This window comes from Streptomyces roseirectus (genome assembly GCF_014489635.1).
In the GTDB taxonomy this organism is placed as follows: domain Bacteria; phylum Actinomycetota; class Actinomycetes; order Streptomycetales; family Streptomycetaceae; genus Streptomyces; species Streptomyces roseirectus.
Genome location: NZ_CP060828.1, coordinates 5,976,245 through 6,002,588, shown reverse-complemented (window position 1 = coordinate 6,002,588; position 26,344 = coordinate 5,976,245). Strand labels below are relative to the sequence as shown.

At 69.4% G+C, this 26,344-nt stretch carries 30 protein-coding genes and 1 tRNA gene; 13 read left to right on the top strand and 18 right to left on the bottom strand.

The window, feature by feature from the left end:
- Positions 1-68 precede the first annotated feature (68 nt).
- The 3 genes from IAG44_RS25610 to IAG44_RS25600 all read left to right on the top strand — a co-directional run bounded on the left by IAG44_RS25610 (position 69) and on the right by IAG44_RS25600 (position 1,452).
- Positions 69-701 (top strand): HNH endonuclease signature motif containing protein, encoded by a 633-nt coding sequence (locus IAG44_RS25610; protein ID WP_187749417.1) that lies wholly within the window; start codon positions 69-71, stop codon positions 699-701.
- Positions 698-1,369, top strand: a complete 672-nt coding sequence (locus tag IAG44_RS25605; protein ID WP_187749416.1) for an HNH endonuclease signature motif containing protein — start codon at positions 698-700, stop codon at positions 1,367-1,369. The genes IAG44_RS25610 and IAG44_RS25605 overlap by 4 nt, the downstream gene beginning before the upstream one ends.
- Positions 1,369-1,452 (top strand) — tRNA-Leu (locus IAG44_RS25600). The genes IAG44_RS25605 and IAG44_RS25600 overlap by 1 nt, the downstream gene beginning before the upstream one ends.
- Positions 1,453-1,500: 48 nt before the next feature.
- Here the strand turns inward: IAG44_RS25600 and rdgB are convergent.
- The 4 genes from rdgB to IAG44_RS25580 form a co-directional block, all read right to left on the bottom strand.
- A complete protein-coding gene (gene rdgB, locus IAG44_RS25595) occupies positions 1,501-2,103 on the bottom strand; it encodes an RdgB/HAM1 family non-canonical purine NTP pyrophosphatase (protein WP_187749415.1) in 603 nt (200 codons plus the stop codon).
- A 246-nt stretch (positions 2,104-2,349) separates the two neighbouring features.
- Positions 2,350-2,757 carry a hypothetical protein gene (locus IAG44_RS25590; RefSeq protein ID WP_187749414.1) on the bottom strand — a complete coding sequence of 136 codons (408 nt, stop codon included), beginning with the start codon at positions 2,755-2,757 and terminating at the stop codon, positions 2,350-2,352.
- A 206-nt stretch (positions 2,758-2,963) separates the two neighbouring features.
- Entirely contained in the window at positions 2,964-3,701 is a 738-nt protein-coding gene (rph, locus tag IAG44_RS25585) for a ribonuclease PH (protein WP_187749413.1), read from the bottom strand.
- A 151-nt stretch (positions 3,702-3,852) separates the two neighbouring features.
- Positions 3,853-4,086: a PTS sugar transporter subunit IIB gene (locus IAG44_RS25580; protein ID WP_187749412.1), complete on the bottom strand. Its 234-nt coding sequence runs from the start codon at positions 4,084-4,086 to the stop codon at positions 3,853-3,855.
- Positions 4,087-4,213: 127 nt separating this feature from the next.
- On the opposite strand from IAG44_RS25580, the gene IAG44_RS25575 reads away from it, so the two are divergent.
- Complete coding sequence (locus IAG44_RS25575; protein ID WP_187749411.1) at positions 4,214-5,503, top strand: PTS transporter subunit EIIC; 1,290 nt, start codon at positions 4,214-4,216, stop codon at positions 5,501-5,503.
- A 118-nt stretch (positions 5,504-5,621) separates the two neighbouring features.
- Positions 5,622-6,878: a PTS transporter subunit EIIC gene (locus tag IAG44_RS25570; protein ID WP_187749410.1), complete on the top strand. Its 1,257-nt coding sequence runs from the start codon at positions 5,622-5,624 to the stop codon at positions 6,876-6,878.
- A 113-nt stretch (positions 6,879-6,991) separates the two neighbouring features.
- Here IAG44_RS25570 and IAG44_RS25565 read toward each other — a convergent pair whose 3' ends face one another.
- Positions 6,992-7,744 carry an MBL fold metallo-hydrolase gene (locus IAG44_RS25565; protein ID WP_187749409.1) on the bottom strand — a complete coding sequence of 251 codons (753 nt, stop codon included), beginning with the start codon at positions 7,742-7,744 and terminating at the stop codon, positions 6,992-6,994.
- 352 nt (positions 7,745-8,096) lie between these two features.
- On the opposite strand from IAG44_RS25565, the gene IAG44_RS25560 reads away from it, so the two are divergent.
- On the top strand, positions 8,097-8,501 hold the full coding sequence (locus tag IAG44_RS25560; RefSeq protein WP_187749408.1) for a type II toxin-antitoxin system PemK/MazF family toxin: 405 nt from the start codon (positions 8,097-8,099) through the stop codon (positions 8,499-8,501).
- A gap of 30 nt (positions 8,502-8,531) precedes the next feature.
- On the opposite strand, the gene IAG44_RS25555 is transcribed toward IAG44_RS25560, so the two are convergent.
- The 8 genes from IAG44_RS25555 to clpS all read right to left on the bottom strand — a co-directional run bounded on the left by IAG44_RS25555 (position 8,532) and on the right by clpS (position 14,219).
- Positions 8,532-9,482: a PLP-dependent cysteine synthase family protein gene (locus IAG44_RS25555; protein ID WP_187749407.1), complete on the bottom strand. Its 951-nt coding sequence runs from the start codon at positions 9,480-9,482 to the stop codon at positions 8,532-8,534.
- 7 nt (positions 9,483-9,489) lie between these two features.
- Positions 9,490-9,768: a MoaD/ThiS family protein gene (locus tag IAG44_RS25550; RefSeq protein ID WP_187749406.1), complete on the bottom strand. Its 279-nt coding sequence runs from the start codon at positions 9,766-9,768 to the stop codon at positions 9,490-9,492.
- A gap of 92 nt (positions 9,769-9,860) precedes the next feature.
- Positions 9,861-9,956 carry a putative leader peptide gene (locus tag IAG44_RS44570; RefSeq protein ID WP_343075750.1) on the bottom strand — a complete coding sequence of 32 codons (96 nt, stop codon included), beginning with the start codon at positions 9,954-9,956 and terminating at the stop codon, positions 9,861-9,863.
- Between the two features lie 123 nt (positions 9,957-10,079).
- Positions 10,080-10,502 (bottom strand): M67 family metallopeptidase, encoded by a 423-nt coding sequence (locus IAG44_RS25545; protein ID WP_187749405.1) that lies wholly within the window; start codon positions 10,500-10,502, stop codon positions 10,080-10,082.
- Between the two features lie 171 nt (positions 10,503-10,673).
- The gene (locus IAG44_RS25540; protein ID WP_187749404.1) at positions 10,674-12,113 is read right to left on the bottom strand and encodes an amino acid permease; all 1,440 of its coding nucleotides are present in this window, start codon (positions 12,111-12,113) and stop codon (positions 10,674-10,676) included.
- Between the two features lie 425 nt (positions 12,114-12,538).
- Positions 12,539-12,943 (bottom strand): hypothetical protein, encoded by a 405-nt coding sequence (locus tag IAG44_RS25535; protein ID WP_187749403.1) that lies wholly within the window; start codon positions 12,941-12,943, stop codon positions 12,539-12,541.
- A 289-nt stretch (positions 12,944-13,232) separates the two neighbouring features.
- Entirely contained in the window at positions 13,233-13,829 is a 597-nt protein-coding gene (locus IAG44_RS25530) for a DUF2017 domain-containing protein (protein WP_187749402.1), read from the bottom strand.
- Positions 13,830-13,901: 72 nt separating this feature from the next.
- A complete protein-coding gene (gene clpS / locus IAG44_RS25525) occupies positions 13,902-14,219 on the bottom strand; it encodes an ATP-dependent Clp protease adapter ClpS (RefSeq protein ID WP_187749401.1) in 318 nt (105 codons plus the stop codon).
- A 56-nt stretch (positions 14,220-14,275) separates the two neighbouring features.
- Between clpS and IAG44_RS25520 the strand changes: the two genes are divergently transcribed.
- From IAG44_RS25520 to IAG44_RS25500, 5 genes are all read left to right on the top strand, one after another.
- Positions 14,276-15,622 (top strand): nicotinate phosphoribosyltransferase, encoded by a 1,347-nt coding sequence (locus tag IAG44_RS25520; protein WP_187749400.1) that lies wholly within the window; start codon positions 14,276-14,278, stop codon positions 15,620-15,622.
- Between the two features lie 124 nt (positions 15,623-15,746).
- Positions 15,747-16,334, top strand: coding sequence for a nicotinamidase (locus IAG44_RS25515; protein ID WP_187749399.1), 588 nt, complete (start codon positions 15,747-15,749; stop codon positions 16,332-16,334).
- A 264-nt stretch (positions 16,335-16,598) separates the two neighbouring features.
- Positions 16,599-16,805 carry a cold-shock protein gene (locus IAG44_RS25510; protein ID WP_187749398.1) on the top strand — a complete coding sequence of 69 codons (207 nt, stop codon included), beginning with the start codon at positions 16,599-16,601 and terminating at the stop codon, positions 16,803-16,805.
- 79 nt (positions 16,806-16,884) lie between these two features.
- Positions 16,885-17,532, top strand: a complete 648-nt coding sequence (locus IAG44_RS25505; protein ID WP_187749397.1) for a dihydrofolate reductase family protein — start codon at positions 16,885-16,887, stop codon at positions 17,530-17,532.
- Positions 17,533-17,707: 175 nt separating this feature from the next.
- Positions 17,708-17,899 carry a hypothetical protein gene (locus tag IAG44_RS25500; RefSeq protein WP_187749396.1) on the top strand — a complete coding sequence of 64 codons (192 nt, stop codon included), beginning with the start codon at positions 17,708-17,710 and terminating at the stop codon, positions 17,897-17,899.
- Between the two features lie 75 nt (positions 17,900-17,974).
- Here the strand turns inward: IAG44_RS25500 and IAG44_RS25495 are convergent, their stop codons facing one another.
- Together IAG44_RS25495 and IAG44_RS25490 are read right to left on the bottom strand one after the other, a co-directional pair.
- On the bottom strand, positions 17,975-18,286 hold the full coding sequence (locus IAG44_RS25495) for a hypothetical protein (protein ID WP_187749395.1): 312 nt from the start codon (positions 18,284-18,286) through the stop codon (positions 17,975-17,977).
- 121 nt (positions 18,287-18,407) lie between these two features.
- Positions 18,408-20,750, bottom strand: coding sequence for an immune inhibitor A domain-containing protein (locus IAG44_RS25490; RefSeq protein WP_187749394.1), 2,343 nt, complete (start codon positions 20,748-20,750; stop codon positions 18,408-18,410).
- Positions 20,751-21,116: 366 nt separating this feature from the next.
- On the opposite strand from IAG44_RS25490, the gene IAG44_RS25485 reads away from it, so the two are divergent.
- On the top strand, positions 21,117-21,368 hold the full coding sequence (locus IAG44_RS25485; RefSeq protein WP_187749393.1) for a hypothetical protein: 252 nt from the start codon (positions 21,117-21,119) through the stop codon (positions 21,366-21,368).
- 109 nt (positions 21,369-21,477) lie between these two features.
- On the opposite strand, the gene IAG44_RS25480 is transcribed toward IAG44_RS25485, so the two are convergent.
- Positions 21,478-22,215, bottom strand: coding sequence for an RDD family protein (locus tag IAG44_RS25480; protein ID WP_187749392.1), 738 nt, complete (start codon positions 22,213-22,215; stop codon positions 21,478-21,480).
- 89 nt (positions 22,216-22,304) lie between these two features.
- On the bottom strand, positions 22,305-23,885 hold the full coding sequence (locus IAG44_RS25475; RefSeq protein ID WP_187749391.1) for an RDD family protein: 1,581 nt from the start codon (positions 23,883-23,885) through the stop codon (positions 22,305-22,307).
- A 228-nt stretch (positions 23,886-24,113) separates the two neighbouring features.
- Between IAG44_RS25475 and IAG44_RS25470 the strand changes: the two genes are divergently transcribed.
- Complete coding sequence (locus tag IAG44_RS25470) at positions 24,114-24,590, top strand: SsgA family sporulation/cell division regulator (protein ID WP_187749390.1); 477 nt, start codon at positions 24,114-24,116, stop codon at positions 24,588-24,590.
- A gap of 301 nt (positions 24,591-24,891) precedes the next feature.
- Here IAG44_RS25470 and IAG44_RS25465 read toward each other — a convergent pair whose 3' ends face one another.
- Positions 24,892-26,268 carry an FAD-binding oxidoreductase gene (locus IAG44_RS25465; RefSeq protein ID WP_187749389.1) on the bottom strand — a complete coding sequence of 459 codons (1,377 nt, stop codon included), beginning with the start codon at positions 26,266-26,268 and terminating at the stop codon, positions 24,892-24,894.
- Between the last annotated feature and the right edge of the window lie 76 nt (positions 26,269-26,344).

Here is a 26,344-nt window from a genome sequence, read left to right as displayed (position 1 = left end):
TGACCACCGGGGCGAACGCTCGTTGATCTGTTCGAGCAGCGAACATTCGATCTTCGACGGGGGTGCCTGTGGGGCGCAGCGCGTACAGCAAGGAGCGGTTGGAGGAGGCCGCGCGGGGGGCTCGGACGTTGGGGGAGGTTTACGAGAGGTTGGGGGTGGGGGGTTCTTCACGGCGGTACATACGGGAGCGGATGAAGAAACTCGGGGTCGACGTCTCCCACTTCGAGCGGGCGGGGACCAAGTGGACGAGGGAGGTCCTGGAACCGGCGGTGGCAGCGTCGACGAACATGTACGAGGTGCTGCGGCGGCTCGGGCTGGAAGCAGTCGGCGGGCATCACACGCACATCAGCCGCAGGATCAAGGCGTACGGCATCGACACCTCGCACTTCCGGACACCGGCGCGGCGCGGTGAGCGTCGGCGGTCGCGGGATCCCGAGAGCCTGCTCGTCGAGCAGCCGCCGGGCGGGCGGCGTGTCCACAGCGACCGACTCCGGCGGGCGCTGGCCGCGTCGGGCGTGCCGGAGCAGTGCGCCCTCTGCGGCATCGAAGCCGTCTGGCTGGGTGAGCCGCTGCCGCTGGAGGTCGATCACGTCGACGGCGACTGGCGGAACAACCGCGTCGGGAATCTGCGGCTGTTGTGCCCCAACTGCCACTCGACGACGGACAGTTACCGGGGGCGGGGCAAGGGGCGGGCCTCGTGAGCGGCGGCCGGTACACCCGGGAACGGCTCCTCGAAGCGGCGGCCCGCTGCTCCGACATCGACGAGGTCATCGCCTTCTTCGGCGTCCGGCCCTACGACAAGCTGGACCGGTACCTCACGAAGCGCTTCGCCCGCCTCGGAATCGACATCTCGCACTTCCGCAGCGCGCGCGGACGCTCTCGCCCCACGTCCGAGGAGTTGCGCAGCGCGGTCGCCGAGTCGGTCTCCGTCGCGGCGGTACTGCGCGGACTGGGGTGCCCGGACGGCGGGCGCCAGCGTGCGCTGCTGCGTCAGTGGATCGCCGAGGAGGGGCTGTCCACCGCGCACTTCCTGGGGCAGGCCCACCAGAGGGGACGTCCGAATCCGGCGGCCAAGCGTGCCGAGGAGATCCTGGTCCAGCACGCCGGGAAGCGCCGGACGAAGACCTCCTTGCTGCGCCGCGCGCTCCGCGAGGTGGGCGTGCCCGAGGTGTGCGACAGGTGCGGGGTCGGCCCCGAGTGGCTGGGCAGGCCCATGACCCTGGAGGTCGATCACGTCAACGGGGACTGGAGCGACGACCGGCGGGAGAACCTGCGGTTGTTGTGCCCCAACTGTCATGCGATAACGAGTACGTGGTGCAGGGGCGGCAGAAGCCGACGGGCATCTGCCGGTACGATGACAACGAGCTAGCGGCGGTGGTGCAATGGCGACACAGCAGACTTAGGATCTGTGGCCCTTGATCGGGCTTGAGGGTTCGAATCCCTTCCGCCGCACACCAACGGCCTGCGAATCGACGGAATGATTCGCAGGCCGTTTCCGTGCTACCCAAGCAACTCCCGCACCACCGGCACCAACCCCCGAAACGCCTCCCCCCGATGGCTGATCGCGTTCTTCTCCGCCGCCGTCAGCTCCGCGCAGGTCCGGGTCTCGCCGTCCGGCTGGAGGATGGGGTCGTAGCCGAACCCGCCGTTGCCGCTGGGGGCGTGGCGGAGGACCCCTCGGAGGCGGCCTTCGACGACGCGTTCCGTGCCGTCGGGCAGGGCGAGGGCGGCGGCGCAGGCGAAGTGGGCGCCGCGGTGTTCGTCGGCGATGTCGGCGAGCTGGGCGAGCAGCAGCTCCAGGTTGGCGCGGTCGTCGCCGTGCCGTCCGGCCCAGCGGGCGGAGAAGATGCCGGGCGCGCCGTTCAGGACGTCGACGCAGAGGCCGGAGTCGTCGGCGACGGCGGGGAGGCCGGTGGCCTGGGCGAGGGCGTGAGCCTTGAGGAGCGCGTTCTCGGCGAAGGTGACGCCTGTTTCCTTGACGTCGGGGACGTCGGGGTAGGCGTCGGCGCCGACCAGTTCATGGGGCAGGCCGGCCTCGGCGAGGATCGCGCGGAGTTCGGTGATCTTGCCGGTGTTGCGGGTGGCGAGGATGAGGCGGGTCATGGCCCCCAGTATTACGGGGGTCACGACTCAGGTCGTACGGGGCCGGACGCCGCGAAGTCACACCTCGCGAAGCCACAGAACGCACGCCCCGCGAAGCCACACCTCACGAACGCGCACCTCACGAACTCCCGCCCCGCAAACTCGCGCCCCGCGAAATCACGCCTCCCGAACGCACGCGCCGCGAGCCCCGCCCCGCAAACTCACGCGCCGCGGAACCCACACCCCACGCCGCCCTCCCCCGTCCCCCTACGGCGTGCACACCTTCGTCAGTTCCCCCGCCGCGTCCGTCAGCGGACTCAGGTCCGGCGTCTTGTCACCGCTGTCGACGGCCTGGCGGACGTTGGTGACGGCCTCGCGGAGGCTGTCGACGGCCTTGTTGACGTCGGTGTCGGACGTCTTGTCGCCGAGGGTGTCGAGGTTCTTGTCGATGCTGGCGAGGGATTCGTCGACCTGGGTGGGGTCGGTCGCGGCGTTCTCGACGGCCTGCTGGAGGTCGGTGACGCTGTCGGCGACGGTCTCGGCGGTCTGGACGCAGTCGAGCGCCTTGTTGACGGCGTCGCACCCGGTGACGGTGAACCCCACTGTGAGGGCGACCGCGGCGGTGGCTGCGGCGATGGCGGTACGGCGACCTCGGCGTCGTCGGAGCGCGGCCATGGTGGTGGTTCCTCCCGTTCGTCAGGCCCCGGCTCGCGCCGTACGGCCCCCGTTTCCTGCGGGCTCCGGACAAGAAGCCCTTTCTGCACTGCCCAGGACTGCGTGCACTCCCAAAGCCCTGTGCACCGCCCAAGACTCTCTACTGCCCAAGACGCGAGGAAAAGCGGCACAGTTGCTCCACCGTACCGCCTTCCTTGGTTTTTTCTTTACCTTTCCAGCATCCGCTCCAGCGCGGCCCGCTGCAGCGCCGCGAGGTCCGCGCAGCCGGAAACGGCGAGATCCAGCAGCGAGTTGAGCTCGTCACGCGCGAATGGCTCGGCCTCGGCGGTGCCTTGGACCTCGACGAAGCGGCCGTCGCCGGTGCAGACGACGTTCATGTCGGTGTCGGCGCGGACGTCCTCCTCGTAGCAGAGGTCGAGGAGGGGCACGCCGCCGACGATGCCGACGGAGACGGCGGAGACGGTGCCGATGACGGGCTTGCGGCCGGCCTTGATCAGCTTCTTGCCCTGCGCCCAGGTGACGGCGTCGGCGAGGGCGACGTACGCGCCGGTGATGGCGGCGGTGCGGGTGCCGCCGTCGGCCTGGAGGACGTCGCAGTCGAGGACGATCGTGTTCTCGCCGAGGGCCTTGAAGTCGATGACGGCGCGCAGGGAGCGGCCGATGAGGCGGCTGATCTCGTGGGTGCGGCCGCCGATCTTGCCGCGGACGGACTCGCGGTCGCCGCGGGTGTTGGTGGCGCGCGGGAGCATGGAGTACTCGGCGGTGACCCAGCCTTCGCCGCTGCCCTTGCGCCAGCGGGGGACGCCTTCGGTGACGGAGGCGGTGCAGAAGACCTTGGTGTCGCCGAAGGAGACGAGGACGGAGCCTTCGGCGTGCTTGCTCCAGCCGCGTTCCAGGGTGACCGGGCGGAGCTGTTCGGGGGTGCGGCCGTCGATTCGAGACATGGCGACGAGCCTATCCGTACGGAGGTGAGGGGCTTCGCCCGCCGTGGGAGAAGCCCCTTGAGAGTTACCCCTTGAGAGGCCCCCGAGGGATGCCCCTCAGGGGACGCGCCTCGGAGAGGGCCCTTACGGGAAGCCCCCTAATACCCCCGGCTCACATCATGTCCTCGATCTCGCTCGCGATCGGGTCCGCGTCCGTGCCGATGACGACCTGGACGGCGGTCCCCATCTTGACGACGCCGTGCGCGCCGGCGGCCTTGAGGGCGGCCTCGTCGACGAGGTCGGGGTCGTTGACCTCGGTGCGCAGGCGGGTGATGCAGCCCTCGACCTCTTCGATGTTGTCGATGCCCCCGAGCCCGGCGACGATCTTCTCTGCCTTGGTGGCCATGTCGGTCTCCTCACGCACAGTTGGCCCAACTTCGCGAGCGATTGTGCCGTGGGTACCGAAAGATGGCGTCACAGCATCCCAATCGTCGAGAACTGGTCTACACCACCTGACGGGCGGTCGCCAATCCATGAGTGCCGACAGTGCAGTGAGCTCCGCGAGCGCCCGCTGGGGCGCGTTGTTCCAGGGCCTGCAGAAGATGGGCCGCAGCCTCCAGTTGCCGATCGCCGTGCTGCCGGCGGCCGGGATCCTCAACCGGCTGGGCCAGCCGGACGTGTTCGGGGCCGACGGTCTGGGCTGGACGAACGTCTCGAAGGTGATGGACAGCGCGGGCGGCGCGCTGCTCAACGCGGATCTGGGGCTGCCGCTGCTGTTCTGCGTGGGCGTCGCGATCGGCATGGCGAAGAAGGCGGACGGGTCGACGGCGCTGGCGGCGGTCGTCGGGTTCCTCGTCTACCACAACGTGCTGCACAAGTTCCCGAAGGACTGCGCGGCGGGGGCGAAGGCGATCGCGGACATCGGCTGCCAGGCGGCGGACGGCGGCGTGAGCGCGTTCACGTTCCAGAATCCGGGGGTGTTCGGCGGGATCGTGATGGGGCTGCTGACGGCGTTCTTCTGGCAGCGGTACCACCGGACGAAGCTGGTGGACTGGCTGGGGTTCTTCAACGGGCGGCGGCTGGTGCCGATCATCATGGCGTTCGTGGCGATCGCGGTGGCGGCGCTGTGTCTGTGGGTGTGGCCGCCGGTCGGTGACGGTCTGGAGGACTTCAGCGACTGGCTCAACGGCCTCGGCGCGTGGGGCGCGGGGGTGTTCGGGATCGCCAACAGGGCTTTGCTGGTGGTGGGGTTGCACCAGTTCCTGAACGTGCCGATCTGGTTCCAGTTCGGGTCGTACACGAAGCCGGACGGGACGGTCGTGCACGGTGACATCACCATGTTCCTCCAAGGCGACCCGAACGCGGGGCTGTTCACGTCCGGGTTCTTCCCGATCATGATGTTCGCCTTGCCGGCGGCGGCACTTGCGATCGCGCACACGGCAAGGCCGGGGCGCCGCAAGGAAGTCGGCGGTCTGATGCTGTCGGTGGCGCTGACGTCGTTCATCACGGGCATCACGGAGCCGATCGAGTACTCGTTCCTGTTCGTGGCGCCCGTTCTGTACGCGGTGCACGCGGTGTTGACGGGTGTGTCGATGGCGGTGACGTGGGGTCTGGGGGTGCATGACGGGTTCAGTTTCTCGGCGGGGCTCATCGACTACGCGATCAACTGGAACCTGGCGACGAGGCCGTGGGCGATCATCCCGATCGGGCTGTGTTTCGCCGTCGTCTACTACGTGGTGTTCCGGTTCGCGATCGTCCGGTTCGATCTGAAGACGCCGGGGCGGGAGCCGGAGGAGGAGCGGGAGGACGTCACGAAGGCGTGACGGGGGCGTCTTGACGGGGGCTTTACAACGGGGTCTCCCGCCCGTGCTAGAAAAGGTCTGCACCACTCAGTGGTGTAGACCTTTTTGCCGTCCTCCGCACCCCTGAAGGAACCCCTCTATGAGCACGGCCGGCGCCGCTCCCGCAGCCGACAAACAAGCCCGTAAGAGGACGGCCGTGATGCCCGTCCTGCAGCGCATCGGCCGCAGTCTGATGCTGCCGGTGGCGGTGCTGCCCGCCGCCGCGCTGCTGGTGCGGCTCGGCAACCCCGACATGCTCGGCCGCCCGGACTTCCCCGGCTTCCTGACGAAGATCGCCTCGTTCATGGCGGCCGGCGGCGGGGCGATCCTCGACAACATGGCGCTGCTGTTCGCGGTCGGCGTCGCGATCGGGTTCGCGAAGAAGTCGGACGGCTCGACGGCGCTGGCGGCGGTGACCGGGTACCTGGTCTTCAAGAACGTCCTGGGCACGTTCACCGACAAGAACCTGCCGAAGGTCGCGACGGCCGTCGACGGCAAGGTCGTCATGGTCGACGCGCCCGTGAACGCGGGTGTGCTCGGCGGTGTCGTGATGGGGCTCGTCGTGGCGCTGCTCTACCAGCGCTTCTACCGCACCAAACTCCCGGACTGGGCGGGCTTCTTCGGCGGGCGGCGGCTGGTGCCGATCCTCTCCGCGTTCGCCGGGCTGCTGATAGGCATCGTCTTCGGTTACATCTGGCCGGTGTTGGGGACGGGGCTGCACAACTTCGGTGAGTGGCTGGTGGGTTCGGGTGCCGTCGGGGCCGGGATCTTCGGTGTGCTGAACCGGGCGCTGATCCCGATCGGCATGCACCACCTGCTCAACTCGTTCCCGTGGTTCCAGGCGGGCGAGTACCACGGCAAGAGCGGTGACATCGCGCGGTTCCTCGCCGGGGACCCGAGCGCCGGGCAGTTCATGACCGGCTTCTTCCCGATCATGATGTTCGCGCTGCCGGCCGCGTGTCTGGCGATCGTGCACTGTGCCCGGCCGGAGCGGCGCAAGGCCGTCGGCGGCATGATGTTCTCGCTGGCGCTGACCTCGTTCGTCACGGGTGTCACCGAGCCGATCGAGTTCACGTTCGTGTTCATCGCGCCGGCGCTGTTCGCGATCCACGCGGTGCTGACCGGCGTCTCCATGGCGCTGACCTGGGCGCTCGGCATGAAGGACGGGTTCGGCTTCTCGGCGGGTGTGATCGACTTCGGCCTCAACCTGGGGATCGCCACCAACCCGTGGGGGCTGATGCTGGTGGGCCTGTGCTTCGGCGCCGTCTACTACGTCGTCTTCCGCTTCGCGATCACGAAGTGGAACCTGCCGACGCCGGGGCGCGAGCCGGAGGACGTCGACCTGACGAAGGGGTAGTCCCGTAGTACTCGGGAGCTATGACGAGTGACGACGACGAAGGCGCCGGGAGCCCTGAACTGCCTCCGGCGCCTTCGTCGTCGTACCCGTAGTACCCGTAGTACCCGTACCTCTCAGATCTCGTACGTCGTCCTGGGCGCCGCCAGTTCCACCGGGCCGTCGTACGCCGCGCGGGCGTCGGCCAGGTTGACCTGGGGGTCGGTCCACGGGGGGATGTGGGTGAGGACGAGGCGGCGGACGCCCGCCCTGGTGGCCGTCTCACCCGCCTCCCGGCCGTTGAGGTGCAGGTCGGGGATGTTCTCCTTGCCGTGCGTGAAGGCGGCCTCGCACAGGAACAGGTCGGCGTCCCTGGCGAGTTCGTCGAGCACGGGGGTGACACCGGTGTCCCCGGAGTAGGCGAGGGACCTGCCCCCGTGCTCCACCCGGATGCCGTACGCCTCGACCGGGTGGGCGACGCGTTCGGTGTGGACGGTGAAGGGGCCGATGTCGAAGGTGGACGGCTTGACCGTGTGGAAGTCGAAGACCTCGCTCATCGACGAGGCCGACGGGGTGTCGGCGTACGCCGTGGTCAGCCGGTGTTCGGTGCCTTCGGGGCCGTAGACCGGGATGGGGTCGCACCGGCCGCCGTCGTGGCGGTAGTAGCGGGCCACGAAGTAGGCGCACATGTCGATGCAGTGATCGGTGTGCAGATGGGTCAGGAAGATCGCGTCGAGGTCGTAGAGACCGCAGTGGCGCTGCAACTCGCCCAGGGCGCCGTTGCCCATGTCGAGTAGCAGCCGGAAGCCGTCGGCCTCGACGAGGTAGCTCGAACAGGCCGAATCCGCGGACGGGAACGACCCCGAGCAGCCGACGACGGTGAGCTTCATGATGCAGAAACCTCCGCTGGCGGGAACCGAGGGGGACACCGGCGGTCGCCGACGGCGCCAGGGGGGACCGGGCGCCACCGGACGGTGCCGGGTATTGCCGGCGCGGCCGGGCCTCGCGAAGGATCCGGAAGGCCGTCGGTGCCGGGTGGACCGGGCCCGAAGAGTGCGTGGGAACGGGCGTCGGGGGTCGTGCGGTCCGTAGAGCGTAAGGCGCAAAACCCCCCTTCGCGCCGTTGCCAGGGGCCGTTGTGGGCGAACTCACCTGCGGTGTCACCGGTTCGGCTGGAAGTGGGGCGTGTGGGGGTCGCGGGAGGGCGCGCGGGGCGCGGCGCGCGCCGGTAACGTCGTCCTCATGGACACGTCCTGGTGGCTGGCGCTCGTGGCGGTGGTGCTGCTCGCGCTGGTCGCCACGCTCGTGGACGGCTGGGGGCGGGTGCGGCCCCGGCGGGACGGCCGTCGCGCGGGCCGTGCGGACGTCGATCCCCGGCCGTCGGAGATCTGGTGGGCCGGCGACGAGCATCCGTGCCTGGTGCTGGCCGTGCGCCGGGGGTACGTGACCGTCGTGAACATCAGCGGCCGGTTCCGCGACGAGCGGTCCGGGGTGATCCCGCTGCCGCCGGGGGCCGTGGGGGACGCGCAGGGGCGGGCGAGCTTCCTGGAGACGGACGAGCTGCGGCGGATCCCGGTGGGGGACCTGCGCCGGAGGGTCGGGGTGGTGGACCCGGCTCTGTGGGACCAGGTCCGTCACCTGACCTGAGGTACTACGGGTACGGCTCGTACTCCCGTACTACGCCCAGAGTTGGCCCTGTAGCGTCTTGATCGCTTCCTCGGTCGTCGCCGCGGTGTAGACCCCCGTCGAGAGGTACTTCCAGCCGCCGTCCGCGACGACGAAGACGATGTCGGCGCTCTCCCCCGCCGCGAGGGCCTTGCGGCCGACGCCGATCGCCGCGTGCAGGGCGGCGCCGGTGGAGACGCCCGCGAAGATGCCCTCCTGCTGGAGGAGTTCACGGGTGCGGGTGACGGCGTCGGCGGAGCCGACGGAGAAGCGGGTGGTGAGGACGGAGGCGTCGTACAGCTCGGGGACGAAGCCCTCGTCGAGGTTGCGCAGCCCGTACACGAGGTCGTCGTAGCGCGGCTCGGCGGCGACGATCTTGACGTCCGGCTTGTGCTCGCGCAGGTAGCGGCCGACCCCCATCAGGGTTCCCGTAGTACCCAGGCCGGCGACGAAGTGGGTGACCGTCGGGAGGTCCGCCAGGATCTCGGGGCCGGTGGTGGCGTAGTGGGCGCCCGCGTTGCCGGGGTTCCCGTACTGGTAGAGCATCACCCAGTCGGGGTGCTCGGCGGCGAGTTCCTTCGCGACGCGGACGGCGGTGTTGGAGCCGCCCGCCGCCGGGGACGGGATGATCTCGGCGCCCCACATGGCGAGCAGGTCGCGGCGTTCCTGCGAGGTGTTCTCGGGCATCACGCAGACCATGCGGTAGCCCTTGAGCCGGGCCGCCATGGCGAGCGAGATGCCGGTGTTGCCGCTGGTGGGCTCCAGGATCGTGCAGCCCGGGGTGAGCCGGCCGTCCTGCTCCGCCTGCTCGATCATGTGCAGGGCGGGGCGGTCCTTGACGGAGCCGGTGGGGTTGCGGTCCTCCAGCTTGGCCCAGATCGAGACCTCGGGGGACGGCGACAGCCGCGGCAGGCGCACCAGGGGGGTGTTGCCCACCGCGGCCAGCGGAGAGTCGTAGCGCATGCCGGTATCAGGCCATGCCGCCGGCGACGGCCGGCAGGATCGTCACCGTGTCGCCGTCGGTGAGCTTGGTGTTGATGCCGTCCACGAAGCGGACGTCCTCGTCGTTGAGGTAGACGTTGACGAAGCGGCGCAGCTTGCCGTCGTCCACGATGCGGGCCTGGATGCCCGTGTGCCGTGTCTCCAGGTCGGAGAACAGGTCGGCGAGGGTCTCCCCGGCGCCCTCGACGGCCTTCGCGCCGTCGGTGTACTGGCGGAGGATGGTGGGGATGCGGACCTCGATGGCCATGGCTCAGGGCTCCTGTCGGAAGGTGGGCGGCGCGGGGACGTGCGTGTGAGCGCCGGGGCCTTACGGGGCGTACGGCGCGGGCAGGGCCGGCGTCAACAGATGGCGGCGGCGCACCTGCACAGGTCGACGTGCAGCCGCGCCACGAGCAGTTCGCCCGGCGCCCTCATGCTCACGTCGTTCACAACCATGGGCTCATCGTATCGATTCCCGTCCCGCCTTCCGGAAGGCGTTTCCACATGCCGGACGTATGACGACCAGTACCTGAGATGTACGGGGTCCCCCGGCATACCCGCGGGGTACGGGGCTCCCGGTCAGTACGCCGTGACGACCTCGACCTCCTCCTCGGTGACCTCGCCGTCCACGATGCGGAACGAGCGGAACTGGAAGGGCCCGTTGCCGTCGGTGTCGGCGGTGGAGACGAGGACGTAGTGGGCGCCGGGTTCGTTGGCGTAGCTGATGTCGGTGCGGGAGGGGTACGCCTCGGTCGCGGTGTGGGAGTGGTAGATGACGACGGGTTCCTCGTCGCGGTCGTCCATCTCGCGGTAGAGCTTCAGCAGGTCGCCGGAGTCGAACTCGTAGAACGTAGGCGACATGGCGGCGTTCAGCATCGGGATGAACCGCTCGGGGCGGTCCGAGCCCGCCGGGCCCGCGACGACTCCGCACGCCTCGTCGGGGTGGTCCTTGCGGGCGTGGGCGACGATCTGGTCGTGGAGGGCCTGGGTGATGGTCAGCATGGTCGCCAGGATAAGCAGAGGGCCCCGTAGTACCGAGGGTTGGTACTACGGGGCCCATATGCCGGACAAGGGGCCTGCCGGGGTGTGCCGGAGGGGGCGGGTGCGGGTACTACGGGTACCACGAGCCGTGCCCGGTCGGACCGCGCCGCCCCCCTACGGGTACTACGGGTACTAGCCGACCTTGTCGAACTCCGGCTCCGGCCGACCCGCGATCCCCGGGTTACGAGACTTCAGCACGGCCCAACCCACGCCGAGCGCCGTCGCCCAGCCCGCCATCACGTACAGACAGATGCGGGAGTCGGCGTCGTACGCGATCAGGCCCGTCACGAAGAGCAGGAAGACGATCGCAATGTACGAGCACACCGAGCCGCCCGGCGCCGGGAAGGAAGAGGCGGGCAGACGGCCCGCGACCACCGCGCGGCGGTAGAGGACGTGGCTGATCAGGATCATCAGCCAGGTCCAGATACCCGCCGCGGTGGCGACCGAAGTGACGTATCCGAAGGCCTTCTCGGGGACGACGTAGTTCAGGATCACGCCAATACCCATGAAAACAACCGAGACCAGGATGCCGAGGGCTGGCGTCTTCGTGGCGGACAGCTTCTTGAAGGCTGTCGGCGCCTCGCCGCTCTCTGCCAGGTTCCGCAGCATGCGGCCGGTGGAGTACATGCCGGAGTTGCAGGAGGAGAGGGCCGCAGTCAGCACGACGAAGTTGACGATGCCAGCGGCGGTCGGGATGCCGATCACCGCGAAGGCCTTCACGAAGGGGCTGACGCCCTCCGCGAACTCGGTCCACTTCACCACGCACAGGATGACGGTGAGGGCACCGACGTAGAAAAGCGCGATACGCCACGGCAGGCTGTTGATCGCCTTGGGGAGCGTCTTCTCCGGGTTCTCCGACTCACCTGCCGTGACACCGACGAGTTCGACCGCGAGGTAGGCAAACATGACGCCCTGGAGGGTCATCAAGGACGAGCCGACGCCGTTGGGGAAGAAGCCGTCGAAGGCCCAGAGGTTGGAGACGGCGGCAGTGTCACCGGCGGCACTGAAACCGAAGGTGAGCACGCCGAGGCCGATCACGATCATGCCGATCAGGGCGGTGACCTTGACCATCGAGAACCAGAACTCCAGCTCGCCGAAGACCTTCACCGAGATCAGGTTGACCCCGAAAAGGATCACCAGGAAGACCAGGGCGGTGACCCACCGCGGGACAGCCGGGAACCAGTAGTCGACGTAGATCGCGGCAGCCGTGAGTTCGGCCATGCCGGTGACGACCCACATCAGCCAGTACGTCCAGCCAGTGAAGTAGCCGAAGAACGGGCCGAGGAACTCGCGCGAGTACTCGGCGAAGGATCCCGAGACCGGGCGGTAGAGTAGGAGCTCGCCGAGCGCCCGCATGATGAAGAAGATGATCACGCCCGCAAGGGCGTACATGAAGATGAGGCTGGGGCCAGCCTTGGCAATGTTCGCCCCAGCTCCCAGGAAGAGGCCGACGCCAATGGCGCCGCCGATCGCGATCATCTGGACCTGGCGGCTGCCGAGCCCGCGCTCGTATCCCTCTTCCGACTGGTTCGGGGCAGTCCCCGAACCTTCTTCGACCTGAGCGGAGGTCATATCCGTGATGCGCCTTTCTCCATACCGAACCGGGCCTCTCGTCGGCCTCGGACCGGATCTCGATCCCCCCGGACTGAATGGAGCAATATGCCTGGCCGGCGATGACCGGCTCGGTGACGCACCCGACCGAACATACAAGTAGTGCCTGTCGGGCGATCATGCAGATTTATCACGTCCGCAAGATTAATCACGCGAGCGCAACGTGATGCACGCCGCAGGAAAATCAGATAAACGATCACCGCACTGGACACAAGATGCCAGTGCGGTGATCGAATCGCCATTCAGATCTGAGCATCCGCCGATGTGAACATAAAAAATCCACAACCTATAGAATAAGTTTCACCAAAGAAGGATGGAGACCGCCTCTGGAGCGGTTCCGCCCACTTCATGGTGCGATGCCCCGTATGCTCATCCGATTGACGCGATCACGAAGAAGCCTGGAAGTACTTCCAGGACGAGCACTTGATCGTAGCCCCCGCATCGCCTGTCGTGCACACCTTCATCCTGTAGGTGTCCGAGGTGTTGAGATCCACGGTCTTGTAAACCACACTGCGCGCCCCCGTCCCGTTGGACCAGGAGGTGAGAGGGTAGTAAGTAACAGCGGGATTCCGCCAGTACTCTACGTACGCCCGCGTGCCATAGCCGTCCGCACTGTCATCCCAGAGCCCAAACCTGTCTCCGTCTTCGTAGAAGTACAGGCTGCCACGAAGGACGGAATTGACGGTCAGATTGACATTCTGATTGGCGGCCGAGGCAGGGGTTCCGACACCCACCACAATTACGGGAACCGCCGACAGTGTCGCCAACTTTGCAAGCATTTTCTTAGACATGAAGCCCCCATGGTTGGTCAGCGAACGAATTACACCTCGCGATTCACAACGTTTACAGCCGTTGAAGATCGCCAGCGTAGGAAAATTTTATCATGCAAGGCGTCGGCTGCGAGTGAAGAAGATCACTCGAAAAAGAGGATCAAGTCTCGATTCGTTCACAAATTGGACATCTCGATTCCGGTTCGTTATCCGGATTTGAGGCTCCGCTGAGCTTTGCAGAAAAAATTTCTCGAGTATACGACGACAGCCGGTGGCCATGGTTGCCGTCGACTGGTCAGACATGGGCATCTCACAGCATCAGGGTGCCCACCAGGGTCTCCTGGAGACCTCCGAGCCACAGGTATGCCATGACCATGGGCTTACGGGGGTCGTCGTCCGGGAGGTGGTAGAGGAGGTCGGTGTCGTCCTCGGCGGTGATGTCGAGGCGGGAGCCGATCGCGAGGCGCAGGTCGTTGAGGGCGCCGAGCCACCGGCGGGACTCGTCGGGCGACAGCTTGAGGACGGCGCCGCCGACGCCGTCCGAGTCCAGCTCGTCGAGGGAGCGGACGACGGCGAGGGCGTTCTCGCGCTTGCCGGCGCGCAGGTCGTTCTCGGTGAAACGGCGGAACTCGGCGGAGTGCGCCCGCTGTTCGTCGCGCTGCTTCGGGGTCGCCTCGGGGTCGGTGTAGGCGTCCGGGAAGAGCCGCAGCAGCACCGGGTCGGACGGCGGCTCGCTCGGGCCCTCGGCGAAGAGTTCGGCGAGCGGGTCGCCGGAGGCGTCCTCGGCCGGGCCGGGGCCGATCAGCTCCAGGAGCTGGACGGCCAGCGAGCGGATGATCGAGATCTCGACGTCGTCGAGCGCGACGGCCGCGCCGCCGCCGGGGAGCGGTTCGAAGATGCCTGGCATGAAACCGGTCGTAGCACTTTCGGTGTAGGGGGCGCGGGAGGGGGGACTACGGGGACCATGTGCGGTCCTGGACTATTTGCGGTCCTGCTGGAGCGTCGCCCACAGCCCGTACCCGTGCATCGCCTGCACGTCGCGTTCCATCTCCTCGCGGGTCCCGTTGGAGACGACCGCCCGGCCCTTGTGGTGGACGTCGAGCATGAGCTTGGTGGCCTTGTCCTTGCTGTAGCCGAAGTACGTCTGGAAGACGTACGAGACGTAGCTCATGAGGTTGACGGGGTCGTTGTGCACGATCGTGACCCAGGGGACGTCGGGCTCCGCCACGGCGAAGACCTCCTCCACCGTCTCGGTGCGTTCGATCTCTGCGGGAGCGGGTGACGTCACACGCCCCATGCTGCCACGCGACCCAGAAATCGTCACACTGACGAAATGGGAGTACGATCCGCTGCATGAACCCTGCGGACCTTGGGCTGCCGGTCGACGTCCCGTCCACGGCGCTCTTCACCGACCAGTACGAGCTGACGATGCTGAGGGCCGCCCTGCGCGCGGGCACCGCCGAGCGGCGCAGCGTGTTCGAGGTCTTCACCCGGCGCCTGCCCGAGGGGCGCCGCTACGGCGTCGTCGCGGGCACCGGCCGGGTCCTGGACGCCGTCGAGAACTTCCGCTTCGACTCCGGCGTCATCGGCTTCCTGCGCGAGCGGGGCATCGTCGACGACGAGACGCTGGACTGGCTGGCGGCGTACCGCTTCTCCGGGGACATCTGGGGTTACCCCGAGGGTCAGGTGTACTTCCCTGGCTCTCCGGTACTACGGGTGGAGGGGTCGTTCGCGGAGTGCGTGCTGCTGGAGACCGTGATCCTCTCCATCCTCAACCACGACTCCGCGATCGCCGCCGCCGCGTCCCGCATGTCCTCGGCGGCCGGGGACCGCCCCCTGATCGAGATGGGTGCCCGCCGCACCCACGAGCTGGCCGCCGTCGCCGCCGCCCGCGCCGCGTACGTCGGCGGCTTCACCACCACCTCCGACCTCGCCGCCGGTTTCCGCTACGGCATCCCGACCGTCGGCACCAGCGCCCACGCCTTCACCCTGCTGCACGACACCGAGCGCGACGCCTTCCGCGCCCAGGTCGACTCCCTCGGCAGGGGTACGACCCTCCTGGTCGACACGTACGACGTCGCCGAGGCCGTCCGTACCGCCGTGGAGGTAGCCGGGGCGGAACTCGGCGCCGTCCGTATCGACTCGGGCGACCTGCTCCTCGTGGCCCATCGCGTACGACAGCAACTGGACGCGCTGGGCGCGAAGGATACGCGGATCATCGTCACCTCCGACCTCGACGAGTACGCCATCGCGTCGCTCGCGGCGGCTCCGGTGGACGCGTACGGGGTCGGTACGCAGCTCGTCACCGGGTCGGGGCACCCGACGTGCTCGATGGTCTACAAGCTGGTCGCGCGGGCGGAGTCCGCCGACCCGAAGGCGCCCCTGGTACCCGTGGCCAAGAAGTCCTCCGGGGGGAAGACCTCGCTGGGTGGGCGCAAGTGGGCGGCCCGCAGGCCCGACCCCTACGGGGTCGCCGAGGCCGAGGTCGTCGGGACCGGGCCGGTCCCCGCCGAGCTCGCCGACCACCAGCTCCTCGTCCAGCTCGTGAAGGGCGGCGAGGTCGTCGCCCGCGAACCGCTCGACGTGGTCCGCGACCGGCACATCGCCGCGCGCGCCGGGCTGCCCCTGTCGGCGACGCAGCTCTCCCGAGGGGAACCGGTTCTTCCGACGGAGTACCTGGTGGGGAGGTCGGGTAGTTAGGCCGGTGTGCCGCCCCCGCACACCGATGTACTCCCCGTAGTACTGAGGTACCCCCCGTGCAGTACCGAGGTACCCCCATAGGCGCCTCCTCCCCCCGCCCCCCACTAGCCGAAGGACACCGACCATGCGCCGCGCACTGATCGTCGTAGACGTGCAGAACGACTTCTGCGAGGGGGGCAGCCTCGCGGTATCCGGTGGTGCCGACGTCGCCGCCGCCATCACCGAGCTGATCGGCCAGGCCGCCGGCACCGGGTACCGCCACGTCGTCGCCACCCGCGACCACCACATCGCGCCCGGCGGGCACTTCGCCGACGAGCCCGACTTCGTCGACTCCTGGCCCGCGCACTGCGTCGCGGGCACGGAAGGCGTCGGATTCCACCCCAACTTCGCCCCCGCCGTCGCCTCCGGCGCGGTCGACGCCGTCTTCGACAAGGGGACCTACTCGGCCGCCTACAGCGGGTTCGAGGGGGTCGACGAGAACGGGGTGTCGCTGGCGGACTGGCTGCGGGAGCGGGAGATCGACGAGGTCGACGTCGTCGGGATCGCCACGGACCACTGCGTGCGGGCGACCGCGCTCGACTCCGCGCGGGAGGGGTTCCGGACGCAGGTGCTGCTGGATCTCACCGCCGGGGTCGCGAAGGAGACGACCGAGCGGGCGGTGGAGGAACTGCGGGGCGCGGGGGTGGAGTTGGCGGGGAAGCCGGTGGTGTGAGGGGCGGCTTTCCGGGCGGGGCGGTGTGTCGCGGGGAGGCCGCGTGCGCTGCCGGCGGGCGGGGCCGGGAGCGTCGTCGCGGGCGAGTTCGGCGTGCCGTCGGCGGGTGATTCCGTTGCGCTGTCTGGCAGTTCCGCCGTTCCCTCGGTGAACTCACGGGTCTCGTGGGGCAGTTCGGTCACCTCGGTTCGTTCGGTTTCCTGTGGTGTGCGGTGGGGCAGGATCGGCTCGCACTTCATCCGCGTGATCAGGAAGGGGCAGTCGATGCCGCAGCAGGGGACCGTCAAGTGGTTCAACGGGGAGAAGGGGTTCGGGTTCATCTCTCCGGACGGCGGTGGCGCGGACGTCTTCGTGCACTACTCCGCGATCGTGGGGACGGGCTTCCGGAACCTGGAGGAGAACCAGCGCGTCGAGTTCGAGACGACGCAGGGCCAGCGGGGCCCGCAGGCATCGGACGTCCGCGGGGTCTAGAACTTCTCCGTCCTGTGCCGATGACTTTTCGCCGTCCGGCGAGTCTCATTCCGTGTTGTCGTCGGCACAGGAGGAACCCATGCCCCAGCTACTCAAGGTCCAGAACTTCAACGTCTCCAGCGACGGGGTCGGTGCGGGCGAGAACCAGTCGCTCGAACGTCCGTTCGGGGACGGTGTGGAGCCGGAGCGGCTTTTCAAGTGGGCCGGGGCGACGGCGAGTTGGCCCAACCGTACGGAGCCCGGCGGGACCCGGGGGCTGGACGACTACCTGACCCGGGACTTCTCGCACAACATCGGCGCCGAGATCATGGGCCGCAACAAGTTCGGCCCCCAGCGCGGGCCTTGGGCCGATCACGAGTGGCAGGGCTGGTGGGGCGACGAACCCCCCTTCCACACACCGGTGTTCGTCATGACCCACCACCACCGCCCCTCGATCACCCTCTCCGACACGACCTTCCACTTCGTCGACGGCGACCCGGCCGCCGTCCTCGCGCAGGCGAAGGAAGCCGCCCAGGGCAAGGACGTCCGCCTCGGCGGCGGCGTCTCCACGGTCCGCCAGTTCCTCGACGCCGACCTCGTCGACACGCTCCACATCGCCGTCTCCCCCATCAAGCTGGGCACGGGCCTGCGCCTCTGGGACACCCCGGACGACCTCCTCGACCGCTTCCACCTGGACGTCGTACCTAGCCCCAGCGGAGTCACCCACCACCTCTTCTGGCGGAAGTGACCCGAGCGGCCACGAACTTGAGCCCGCCCTCGACCGGGGCGGGCTGTTCCGGCCCACAACCCCGCCCATTTGAACGCAATCACCCCAACGTCCGTGATACAGGACAACCGCACAACCCCGGCGCCCCGCCCCACCCCAGGCGAAGCGCCCCGGAACGACAGGGGACCCCACGGTGATGACACCCCCCGAAGCTCCCGAGGACCCGCCGCACACCCGCGCGGCGGCCCTCTACCGCACCTGGCTCACCCACGCGGCCTCCTGCAGGGGGACGTGCCGACTGCAGGGTGTGGACTGCGAGGAGGCCCGGCGGCTGAGGGAGGAGTACCGGGCGGCGACGGATGCCGTACGGGCTTTCCCGGAGGGGTGAGGCCACAGAGCCCCTGGGGGCCGCCGTCTCCGCACAGCGCCCCTCACGCCTGAGTACGGGCTACCTGAGGGTGACCTACCGGCTCACCACCCCGCCCCGCATCAGGGCCCGGATCGGGTGCCAGAGTTCCATGGAGCCGTCGGTGCGCCATATGAGCCCGTCGGGATGGTGGAGGACGGCGGTGATCTCGTCGGGGGTGGGCGGGGCGGCGTTACCTCTCAGGTACACCGCGCGCAGACCCAGATTGCGTAGGCGGGTGAGGGCGCGAGCCCGGTTCGTGGCGTGGACGAGGATGCGGACGACCGCGTCGGCGGTGGCCGGGCTGGGCAGGTTCAGGGCCACCACGACGGTCCCGCCGGGCAGCTTCGAGAAGCCTCCTGTGGCCATGCGGTCATACCCCCGTGCCGGTCGGTGTCAATAAGGAGTACACAGGAGGCACCTAAACACGATCGGCGGCAACCCGCCAGGGGGTTGCCGCCGATACGCTTCTGACCTGCGAAGATGCCGACTACTTCGCCGAGGGGCCGACCTTCACCGTGACCGTCCGGCCGCTCAGCGGCTCGTTGACGATCTTGATCGAGGTGTTGGTGTCAGTGATCTTGACGCCCGCGTAGGGGCTCGACTCGTCGTAGTAGCTCGACTTGCCGTCGTCGAAGACCGGGACCCCGGGACGGGCCTTGATCGTCGTCGGGACGCCCGCCTTGTGGAGGGTGATCCGGTCCGTCGGGTACCAGCTGAAGGTGGAGTCGAAGGACTGGATGCGGTTGCGCATCAGGGTCCCGTCGGACCACTTCAGCGGGGTGGGGTGGGAGTCCACCGGAAGGACCAGACCGGTGCCCGGGTGGGCGCTGGTGTTGTTGTCCTTCTGCGAGGTGTCCCACTTCCAGATGAGCAGACCGTTCTGGTACGGGTAGTGCTCGACCCACTTGGCCTTGGGGTCGGTGAAACCGAAGTTGTACGGGCCGACCCTGAGGGTCTTGTCGTACGACACGTACTGGCGGTTCTCGGCGAGGTAGTACTGGGCGTAGCTGTCCTTGATGGCCGCGCCGATCCGCGAGAAGCCGTTCGCGGTCCACGCGGCGTCCGCGCTCTCCGCGTCGTCCGAGAAGACCGTCGCGCCGTCCGCGGTGACCGTGATCCGGTCCGCGGCGAAGCCCTTGAGCGCGACGCCGCCGTCCGTCTGGTAGCGGAAGCGCAGCGAGACCTGCTTGCCGGCGTACGCGTCGAGCGGGTACGTCAGCTTCTGGAAGGCGTCGACCGAACCCGTGAGGGCCGGACGGCCGCTGCCGTCGCGCGTGATCGCGGTGCCGTCGGCGAGGGTGCCGTCGAGCGGCGTGTACGTCGCGCCGCCGTCCGTGGAGACCTCGGCGTACAGGTAGTCGAAGTCCTTCTCGATGTCCCACCAGCCGTCGAGGGACAGCGCGGCCGAGGTCTTGCCGGTCAGGTCGACCGCGCGGGTCAGCGTGTTGCGCAGGTCGTTGCCGCTGCCGCTCCACCACTGCGTCGAGCCCTGGGCCGGGGGCACGATCTCGGTCGTGACCTCCTTCTCCGGGAGCTGGACGACGAGGGCCTGCGGGTTCTTCGTGTTGTACTCGGCGACGCCCAGCTTGTGCGTCGACTTGACGCCCGCCTTGGCGACTTCGTAGTCCAGCCAGCCCAGTTGGAGCTTGTCCCAGGCGGTCATGTCGCCGGGCAGGTCACCGATCTCGTTCTTGCCGGTGCCGAGCCAGGAGCCGGACGACATCAACGTCCAGAAGCCGGTGGAGTTCTCGCCGCCGTCGGTGTCGTAGTGGTCGGGCAGGCCGAGGTCGTGGCCGTACTCGTGGGCGTAGACGCCGAGTCCGCCGTTCTCGGGCTGGATGGTGTAGTCGCCGACCCAGACACCGGTGTCGCCGATCTGGGTGCCGCCGAGCTTGTTGTTCGCGGGGCCGGTGACGCCCGAGTCGCTGGAGAAGGCGTACCAGCGGTGCGCCCAGATCGCGTCGGTGCCCTGCGCGCCGCCGCCCGCGGACTCGTCCTCGCCGGCGTGCACGATCTGGAAGTGGTCGATGTAGCCGTCGGGTTCGTTGAAGTCGCCGTCGCCGTCGAAGTCGTAGCGGTCCCACTGGTCGTACTCGGCCAGGGTCGCCTTGATCTCCGCGTCGGTCTTCCCGGCCGCCTTCTGGTCGGCGGTCCAGGCGTTGACTCCGTCCTGCACCGCGTACCAGGCGCCCTGCGGGGCGTCGTTGGAGCCGTAACGGGCCTCGTTGTAGGGGACCTTGACCCAGTCCTGGACGACGCCGTCGACCGAGTAGCGGCCCGAGGACTGCTTCTCGTAGTAGGTCTTGACCGACGCCTCACCGGCGCCGAAGTACAGGTCCTGGAAGTGCTCGCGGTTGTAATCGGCCTTCCAGGCCGTCGAGTTGTCGACCGCGGGGTCCGGCTTCGCTATCCGGTTGTGCAGCGGGCCGGGCGTGCCGCCGTAGCGCGGGTCGACCTGGTCGCCGAACTCGACGAGGATCGTGAAGATCTTGTCGGTCTTCTCGCGGCCCAGTTCGACGTACTTGCCCTCGCCCTTCCTGCTCTTCAGCTGCACGACCTTCGAGCCGTCGCGGTTCCTGACCGCCGCCTCGCCGGATATGACCTGCTTCAGGGCCTCTTCGCGCTGCGCCTCCACCGTCTTGCTCAGCGGGCCGTCGAAGTCGTGTTCGTGGGCCGCGACCGGCTGCGGGTCGTGCCGGTCCACCGCCGGGGCCCCCGCGCTGCCGTGTTCGGCAGCCTGAGCCACGGCGTACGTCGAGAGCGTGGCCGAGGCCGCCGCGAGGGCGACGGCGATGGCCGACGTTCTGAACGTCCAGGATCTGCTGGTCACTTGATGTCCTCCCCTGCACGTACCGGCCCGCGCAAATGGTGACATGGGCATGACATAGGACATGCCGGATCTGCGCACGGGGGATACGCGTGTATAGCCAAGTGCCGTCATTTGACTACCGCATGAGAAGAAAAGACAGACCTTGACTCGACCATGAAACGTGCACTATTAGAAGACGGCGTTCGCATTGCGGACACACGGCGTTCACGTCGCGGGCGCGCGCCCCGGCCTGCCGACCGGCCCCCATGACTCCGTGCGCCCCCTGTGCTCCGGGCCCGTGCGTCAGGTCACGCTTACCGTTCGTTCCACTCGGGCATGCACGCGATTAGAGTCGAGATCTCCCCCGCATCCGAGGACACGATTGCCATGCCTCGTCCGACTGTCGCACAGCTCACGTACGGTACTTGCACCGTCATCCTTTCGACGCTGGCCATGCTGCTGCTGTCAGAGACCAGTTCGGGTCCAGGTGTCGCGGTGATCGCCGTCGCGGCCCTCGCCCTCGGTCTGCTCGTCGCCATGACGGTTCCGGCCAGGGCGTCGCGCGCGGCGCGCTCGGCCTCCCCCGTGGTGGCCCGCTCGACGGCCGACCACCCGGCGAAGGAGCCGGTGGCGCCCTAGAACTCCTTGTACTGCACGGCAGAGGGCCCGGGTTGAGACACCCGGGCCCTCTACTGTGCTGTGCACGCGGCCTGTTGGCCAATTCTTTTGTGCGTCGGCGCAGTTGGCGTCAGACGCTCACCACGACCGTCTTCGCGGCCTTGTCGTGCAGGCCCTGCTTGTAGGGGCGGTCGAAGAAGCTCCAGCCGCCGGAGATCGCGGTCCACAGGCAGGCGCAGCAGAACGCGAACGGGACCCACAGGACCGCCGCCCGCGCGAGCGCCGTCTGGGTCGACGGGTTCGAGCCGTTCTCCAGGTTCGCCACCCGCATCCCGAGCCACCTCTTGCCCAGGGTCTGTCCCGTGCGGGCGGTCAGGACCGTGTCGTACGCGATGTAGAGCACCGCCGCGACCAGTGACTGCCAGAACGACTTGCCGTAGTCGACGTCGTCGCCGCTCATGTCGTACTCGTTGACCCGGAACGCCCAGGTGAGCAGCCCGACCACCACGCCGACCAGGATCATGTCGATGATCCGCGCGAGGGTGCGTTTGCCGCTGGGGGCGAGCGGGGGCATGCCGGCGAGGGGGTCGTTGCCCTGGGGGGCGCCGCCGTAGGGGTCGTTCCCGTAGGGGCCGCCCGGGTAGGCGGGCTGCCCGTAGGACGGGGGCTGGTTCCCGTAGGGGGAGCCGTACGGGGCCCCGGAAGGGGGCTGCTGGTTCCCGTACGGGCTCCCGTAAGGGTCGCCGCCTGCCGGGGGCTGAGTCCCGTAGGAGTCCCCTGAGGGGTTCTGCGAGGGCGGTTGCTGCTTCCTGAACGGGTCGTCTTCCGGTGGCTGTCCGCCGGAGCCGGGGGGCGGTTCGGAGGTCATGGCCCGAGTGCACCGCGAAGTACGCGGATCCGCATCCGGCGGAAGGCCGGACGAGGGACCGAGTCAGATGCGCCGAGTGCGGTACGGGGTCATCCCGCGACGAACGTATGCGCGGCCTTGTCGTGCCAGCACTGGCGCCAGGGCTTGTCGAACAGCCCCCAGACGACCCCTACGACCCCTACGACCAGCAGCCCCGGCAGGCTGTAGACCAGCCAGCGGCGCAGCGCGGCCCCGAAGGACGGCGGCTCACCGCCCTCGATGTCCCGCACCTCCAGGCCGAACAGCTTCTTGCCGAGCGTGCGGCCCCACTTGGCGGTGGGCAGCGCCTCGTACAGGACGCCGAAGACGAGGAGCACGGCGAGGACGATGCCCAGGTAGACGGAGGTCGTACCGTCCAGCAGCCAGACGGTGACCGTCCGGCCGGAGAGCTTCGCCTCGTCGATCTTCGCGTCGACGTGGTCGACCGCCTTGACGCCGAGCGGGACGGCCGCGACGCCGGTGACGGCGGCGAGGAGGAGGGTGTCGACCAGGCGGGCGGCGAAGCGCTTGCCGAGGCCGGCGGGGCGGGCGGACGCCTGACGCCGGGCGGCGGCCTGGAAGACGTCCTCCACCGGGGGGCGCCAGGGGGTCACCGGCTGCTGCTGCTCGTCGGCGGCGAGCTGGTGGACCTGCTGGGCCCAGGAGTGCTGGCCGCCGCCGGGGCCGGGGGCCAGGGGGGCGCCGGGCTGCTGGGGGAAGGCGGGGGTGGGGGCGGGCGCGGCGGGGGTAGCGGAGGCAGCGGGGCCGGAGGCGAAGGGGGCGGAGGTACTAGGGGTACCAGGAGTGCCCGGAGCCGTGGGGGCGCCGGGGAACGCGGGGGCGGCTGGCCTGGCGCCGGGGGTGCCAGGGGTATTACGGGTACTGGGCGCGCCCTCGGCCACGCCGCCGGGACGGGACGTCGCCGCCGCACCCGTACTACCCGTAGTACCCGCGCCGGCCACACCACCTGCGCTGCCCACGCCACCCGAACCGGCCGCCCCGGACGCGCCACCGGCACCGCCGGAACCGACGCCCCCGGCGCCTACGCCCCCCGCACCGGCCCCCGCCTGCTGAGCCGCCGCCCGTGCCGCGGCCGCCTTCCCCGCGCCGAAGCCGGGCTTCGCCGGGGACGCCGTGCCCCCGGCCTGCGCCGCGCCCGCCCCCCGCTGCTCCCCCGTACGCGGGACCGGCGCGCGGAAGGTGACCGTGCCGTGGTCGCCGTCGGAACCGGACTCACGATCGGCGGGTGGCGAGGCGGCGCCGGTGGTACCGGCGGGCTGCGCGGGCACCCGGGGGTCCATGGGCGCGCGGGGGTCGGGGGACTGCGGGGAGCCCCAGGAGACGCGGCGGTCCTGGTCGCCGCCGAAGCCGGACTGGCGGGCGGCGTCGGCGGCCCACGCGGAGGCGGGCTCGGGGTCCTCGTCGAAGAAGTGCGGGCCGGTCTCCTCGACGGCGGCCGGACCCGTAGTACCCGTAGACCCCGTAGGACCTGCGGGGGGCGTGAGCGGGCGGCCGTCGGACGGGGCCGGGCGGCTGGTGCCGGGTACCCAGGCGGCACCGTTCCAGTACCGGACGTATCCGGGGATGGACGGGTCCGGGTAGTAGCCCTCGCGGGGCCTGTCGTCGCCGGGGGCCGGGGTGGGGGCGCTCATGTCCGTCGTCCCGCTATCTGCTCGGTGGTGGGCTGGGGGTGTCCACATCTATCAGACCGGCGCGCGCGGCAGCGCCAGTCCGCCCGTACCGGTCCCATTACGGGCGGGCTCGCACAGCGCCGTCACCCGTTCGGAAAAAACTTCTCCGAACCCGCGTAATGCTCCGCCGGAAAGCCGCTCTCTCCTCGCGCGGGCCCACTCCGGGGCCGCTCAGAGAGGAGTACGGACATGCACCCCACCGTGGTCGAGCGGGAGCTGGAACTCAAGCTGATCCTGTCGCCGGAGCGCAGCATCCCGGTGCCGGCGCGGCTGAGCTACCGCTCGGACGACCCCTTCGCGATCCACGTCACCTTCCACATCAACTCCAGCCAGCCGGTCAACTGGACGTTCGCCCGCGAACTCCTCGTCGAGGGGGTCTTCCGGCCGTGCGGCCACGGCGACGTCCGGGTCTGGCCGACGAAGGTGGACGGCCGCAGCGTCGTCCTGATGGCCCTCAGCTCGCCCGACGGCGACGCCCTGCTCGAAGCCCCCGCCGCCCAGGTCTCCGCCTGGCTGGAGCGCACCCTGAGGGCGGTCCCCCCGGGCTCTGAGGGCGAGCGGCTCGGCCTCGACGACGGCCTCGCCGAGCTGCTCGCGGTCACCCCGGCCGACGACCTGTGGCTGCGCGACCCGTGGCCCTCGGACGAGTCGAAGGACGGCGAGTGAGGAGCGCGGTCACCCGGAGGTACGACGACACCGGACCCGTACGGCGCCCCGCCCCCGGCGGCTGGGGTAGCTCTCAGGAGGTACGCCGGCCTGCCCCCGGCTCGGCGTACCTCTCGGGGCGTACGGGTCTCACGAGGCGTACGGGTCTCACAGGGTGTACGGGTCTCACAGGGGTACGCCCGGCCGCTCCGGCACGGGCCACGCGCCGGGCTGCCGGGTTCCGGACTGTCCGGGTGCCGGGCTGCCGGGTGTCAGGGCCCGGCAGCAGCGCCCACCCGGCGACCCCTGCTCCCCCGCACCCTCAGAACAGCTTCCCCGGGTTGAGGATGCCCAGCGGGTCGAAGACCTCCTTGATCCGGCGCTGCATCTCAAGTCCTACGGGTCCCAGTTCCCGGGCCAGCCACTCCTTCTTGAGGACGCCCACGCCGTGCTCGCCGGTGATGGTGCCGCCGAGTTCGAGGCCGAGGCCCATGATCGCGTCGAAGGACTCGCGGGCCCGGCGGGACTCGTCGGGGTCGCCGGCGTCGAAGCAGACGGTCGGGTGGGTGTTGCCGTCCCCGGCGTGGGCACAGACGCCGATGGTCAGCTTGTGCTCCTCGGCGATGCGCTCGATGCCTTCGAGGAGGTCGCCGAGGCGGGAGCGGGGGACGCAGACGTCGTCGATCATCGTGGTGCCCTTGACCGCCTCCAGCGCGTTGAGGGCCAGTCGGCGTGCCTGGAGGAGGAGTTCGGACTCGGCGGCGTCGTCGGCGGGGACGACCTGCGTCGCCCCGGCGGCCTCGCACAGCGCGCCGACCGCGGCGAGGTCGGCGGCGGGGTCGGCGGTGTCGAAGGCGCACATCAGCAGGGCCTCCGTCGTCTCCGGCAGCCCCATGTTCGCGAGGTCGTTGACGGCCTTGACGGTCGTGCGGTCCATCAGTTCGAGGAGGGAGGGCAGGTGCCCGGCTTCCATGATCGCGCAGATGGCGTCGCAGGCGGCCCGCGCGGAGGCGAACTCGGCGGCGAGGACGAGCTGTTGAGGAGGCTGGGGCTTCAGCGCGAGGGTGGCTCCCACGACGATCCCGAGCGACCCCTCCGAGCCGACGAACAGCCGCGTCAGGTCGTACCCCGCTACCCCCTTGGCGGTACGCCGTCCGGTGGACATCAGACGGCCGTCGGCGAGGACGACGTCGAGGCCGAGGACGTACTCGGCGGTGACCCCGTACTTGACGCAGCACAGCCCGCCGGAGGCCGTGCCGATGTTGCCGCCGATCGTGCACATCTCCCAGCTGGAGGGGTCCGGCGGGTAGTGGAGGCCGTGCTCGTTCACGGCGCGGGAGAGCGTCGCGTTGATGACGCCGGGTTCGACCACGGCGATCCGGTCGACGGGGTTGATCTCCAGGATCCGGTCCATCTTGACGAGGGAGAGCACCACGCATCCCTCGGACGCGTTGGCCCCGCCGGAGAGCCCGGTTCTGGCCCCCTGGGGTACTACGGGTACCCCCAGCTCGGTCGCGACCCGCATGACGTGCTGGACCTGCTCGACGCTCCGGGGCAGGACGACGACGGCCGGCGTGCCCGCCGGGCAGAAGCTCGCCATGTCGTTGGCGTAGGAGGCGGTGACATCGGGGTCGGTGAGGAGCGCTTCGGCCGGGAGGCCGTCGCGGAGTCGGGCGAGAAGACCTTCGGAACGGCTCATGATCACAGCGTCGCACCCGGGGCCATCGGTGTGAACCCCGCCGCACGAGCCATCGGGTGACGTGATGTGTTCGTCG

Bases quoted from the DNA above. Each gene is read 5' to 3' on its own strand.
- IAG44_RS25510 (WP_187749398.1), top strand. From the start codon at position 16,599: ATGCCGCAGCAGGGGACCGTCAAGTGGTTCAACGGGGAGAAGGGGTTC.
- IAG44_RS25515 (WP_187749399.1), top strand. From the start codon at position 15,747: ATGCGCCGCGCACTGATCGTCGTAGACGTGCAGAACGACTTCTGCGAG.
- clpS (WP_187749401.1), bottom strand. From the start codon at position 14,219: ATGGGGCGTGTGACGTCACCCGCTCCCGCAGAGATCGAACGCACCGAG.
- IAG44_RS25465 (WP_187749389.1), bottom strand. From the start codon at position 26,268: ATGAGCCGTTCCGAAGGTCTTCTCGCCCGACTCCGCGACGGCCTCCCG.
- IAG44_RS25520 (WP_187749400.1), top strand. From the start codon at position 14,276: ATGAACCCTGCGGACCTTGGGCTGCCGGTCGACGTCCCGTCCACGGCG.
- IAG44_RS25570 (WP_187749410.1), top strand. From the start codon at position 5,622: ATGAGCACGGCCGGCGCCGCTCCCGCAGCCGACAAACAAGCCCGTAAG.
- IAG44_RS25475 (WP_187749391.1), bottom strand. From the start codon at position 23,885: ATGAGCGCCCCCACCCCGGCCCCCGGCGACGACAGGCCCCGCGAGGGC.
- IAG44_RS25555 (WP_187749407.1), bottom strand. From the start codon at position 9,482: ATGCGCTACGACTCTCCGCTGGCCGCGGTGGGCAACACCCCCCTGGTG.
- IAG44_RS25505 (WP_187749397.1), top strand. From the start codon at position 16,885: ATGCCCCAGCTACTCAAGGTCCAGAACTTCAACGTCTCCAGCGACGGG.
- IAG44_RS25500 (WP_187749396.1), top strand. From the start codon at position 17,708: ATGACACCCCCCGAAGCTCCCGAGGACCCGCCGCACACCCGCGCGGCG.
- rph (WP_187749413.1), bottom strand. From the start codon at position 3,701: ATGTCTCGAATCGACGGCCGCACCCCCGAACAGCTCCGCCCGGTCACC.
- IAG44_RS25590 (WP_187749414.1), bottom strand. From the start codon at position 2,757: ATGGCCGCGCTCCGACGACGCCGAGGTCGCCGTACCGCCATCGCCGCA.
- IAG44_RS44570 (WP_343075750.1), bottom strand. From the start codon at position 9,956: ATGGTTGTGAACGACGTGAGCATGAGGGCGCCGGGCGAACTGCTCGTG.
- IAG44_RS25485 (WP_187749393.1), top strand. From the start codon at position 21,117: ATGCCTCGTCCGACTGTCGCACAGCTCACGTACGGTACTTGCACCGTC.
- IAG44_RS25565 (WP_187749409.1), bottom strand. From the start codon at position 7,744: ATGAAGCTCACCGTCGTCGGCTGCTCGGGGTCGTTCCCGTCCGCGGAT.
- IAG44_RS25540 (WP_187749404.1), bottom strand. From the start codon at position 12,113: ATGACCTCCGCTCAGGTCGAAGAAGGTTCGGGGACTGCCCCGAACCAG.
- IAG44_RS25495 (WP_187749395.1), bottom strand. From the start codon at position 18,286: ATGGCCACAGGAGGCTTCTCGAAGCTGCCCGGCGGGACCGTCGTGGTG.
- IAG44_RS25480 (WP_187749392.1), bottom strand. From the start codon at position 22,215: ATGACCTCCGAACCGCCCCCCGGCTCCGGCGGACAGCCACCGGAAGAC.
- IAG44_RS25550 (WP_187749406.1), bottom strand. From the start codon at position 9,768: ATGGCCATCGAGGTCCGCATCCCCACCATCCTCCGCCAGTACACCGAC.
- rdgB (WP_187749415.1), bottom strand. From the start codon at position 2,103: ATGACCCGCCTCATCCTCGCCACCCGCAACACCGGCAAGATCACCGAA.
- IAG44_RS25535 (WP_187749403.1), bottom strand. From the start codon at position 12,943: ATGTCTAAGAAAATGCTTGCAAAGTTGGCGACACTGTCGGCGGTTCCC.
- IAG44_RS25530 (WP_187749402.1), bottom strand. From the start codon at position 13,829: ATGCCAGGCATCTTCGAACCGCTCCCCGGCGGCGGCGCGGCCGTCGCG.
- IAG44_RS25580 (WP_187749412.1), bottom strand. From the start codon at position 4,086: ATGGCCACCAAGGCAGAGAAGATCGTCGCCGGGCTCGGGGGCATCGAC.
- IAG44_RS25575 (WP_187749411.1), top strand. From the start codon at position 4,214: ATGAGTGCCGACAGTGCAGTGAGCTCCGCGAGCGCCCGCTGGGGCGCG.
- IAG44_RS25545 (WP_187749405.1), bottom strand. From the start codon at position 10,502: ATGCTGACCATCACCCAGGCCCTCCACGACCAGATCGTCGCCCACGCC.
- IAG44_RS25470 (WP_187749390.1), top strand. From the start codon at position 24,114: ATGCACCCCACCGTGGTCGAGCGGGAGCTGGAACTCAAGCTGATCCTG.
- IAG44_RS25560 (WP_187749408.1), top strand. From the start codon at position 8,097: ATGGACACGTCCTGGTGGCTGGCGCTCGTGGCGGTGGTGCTGCTCGCG.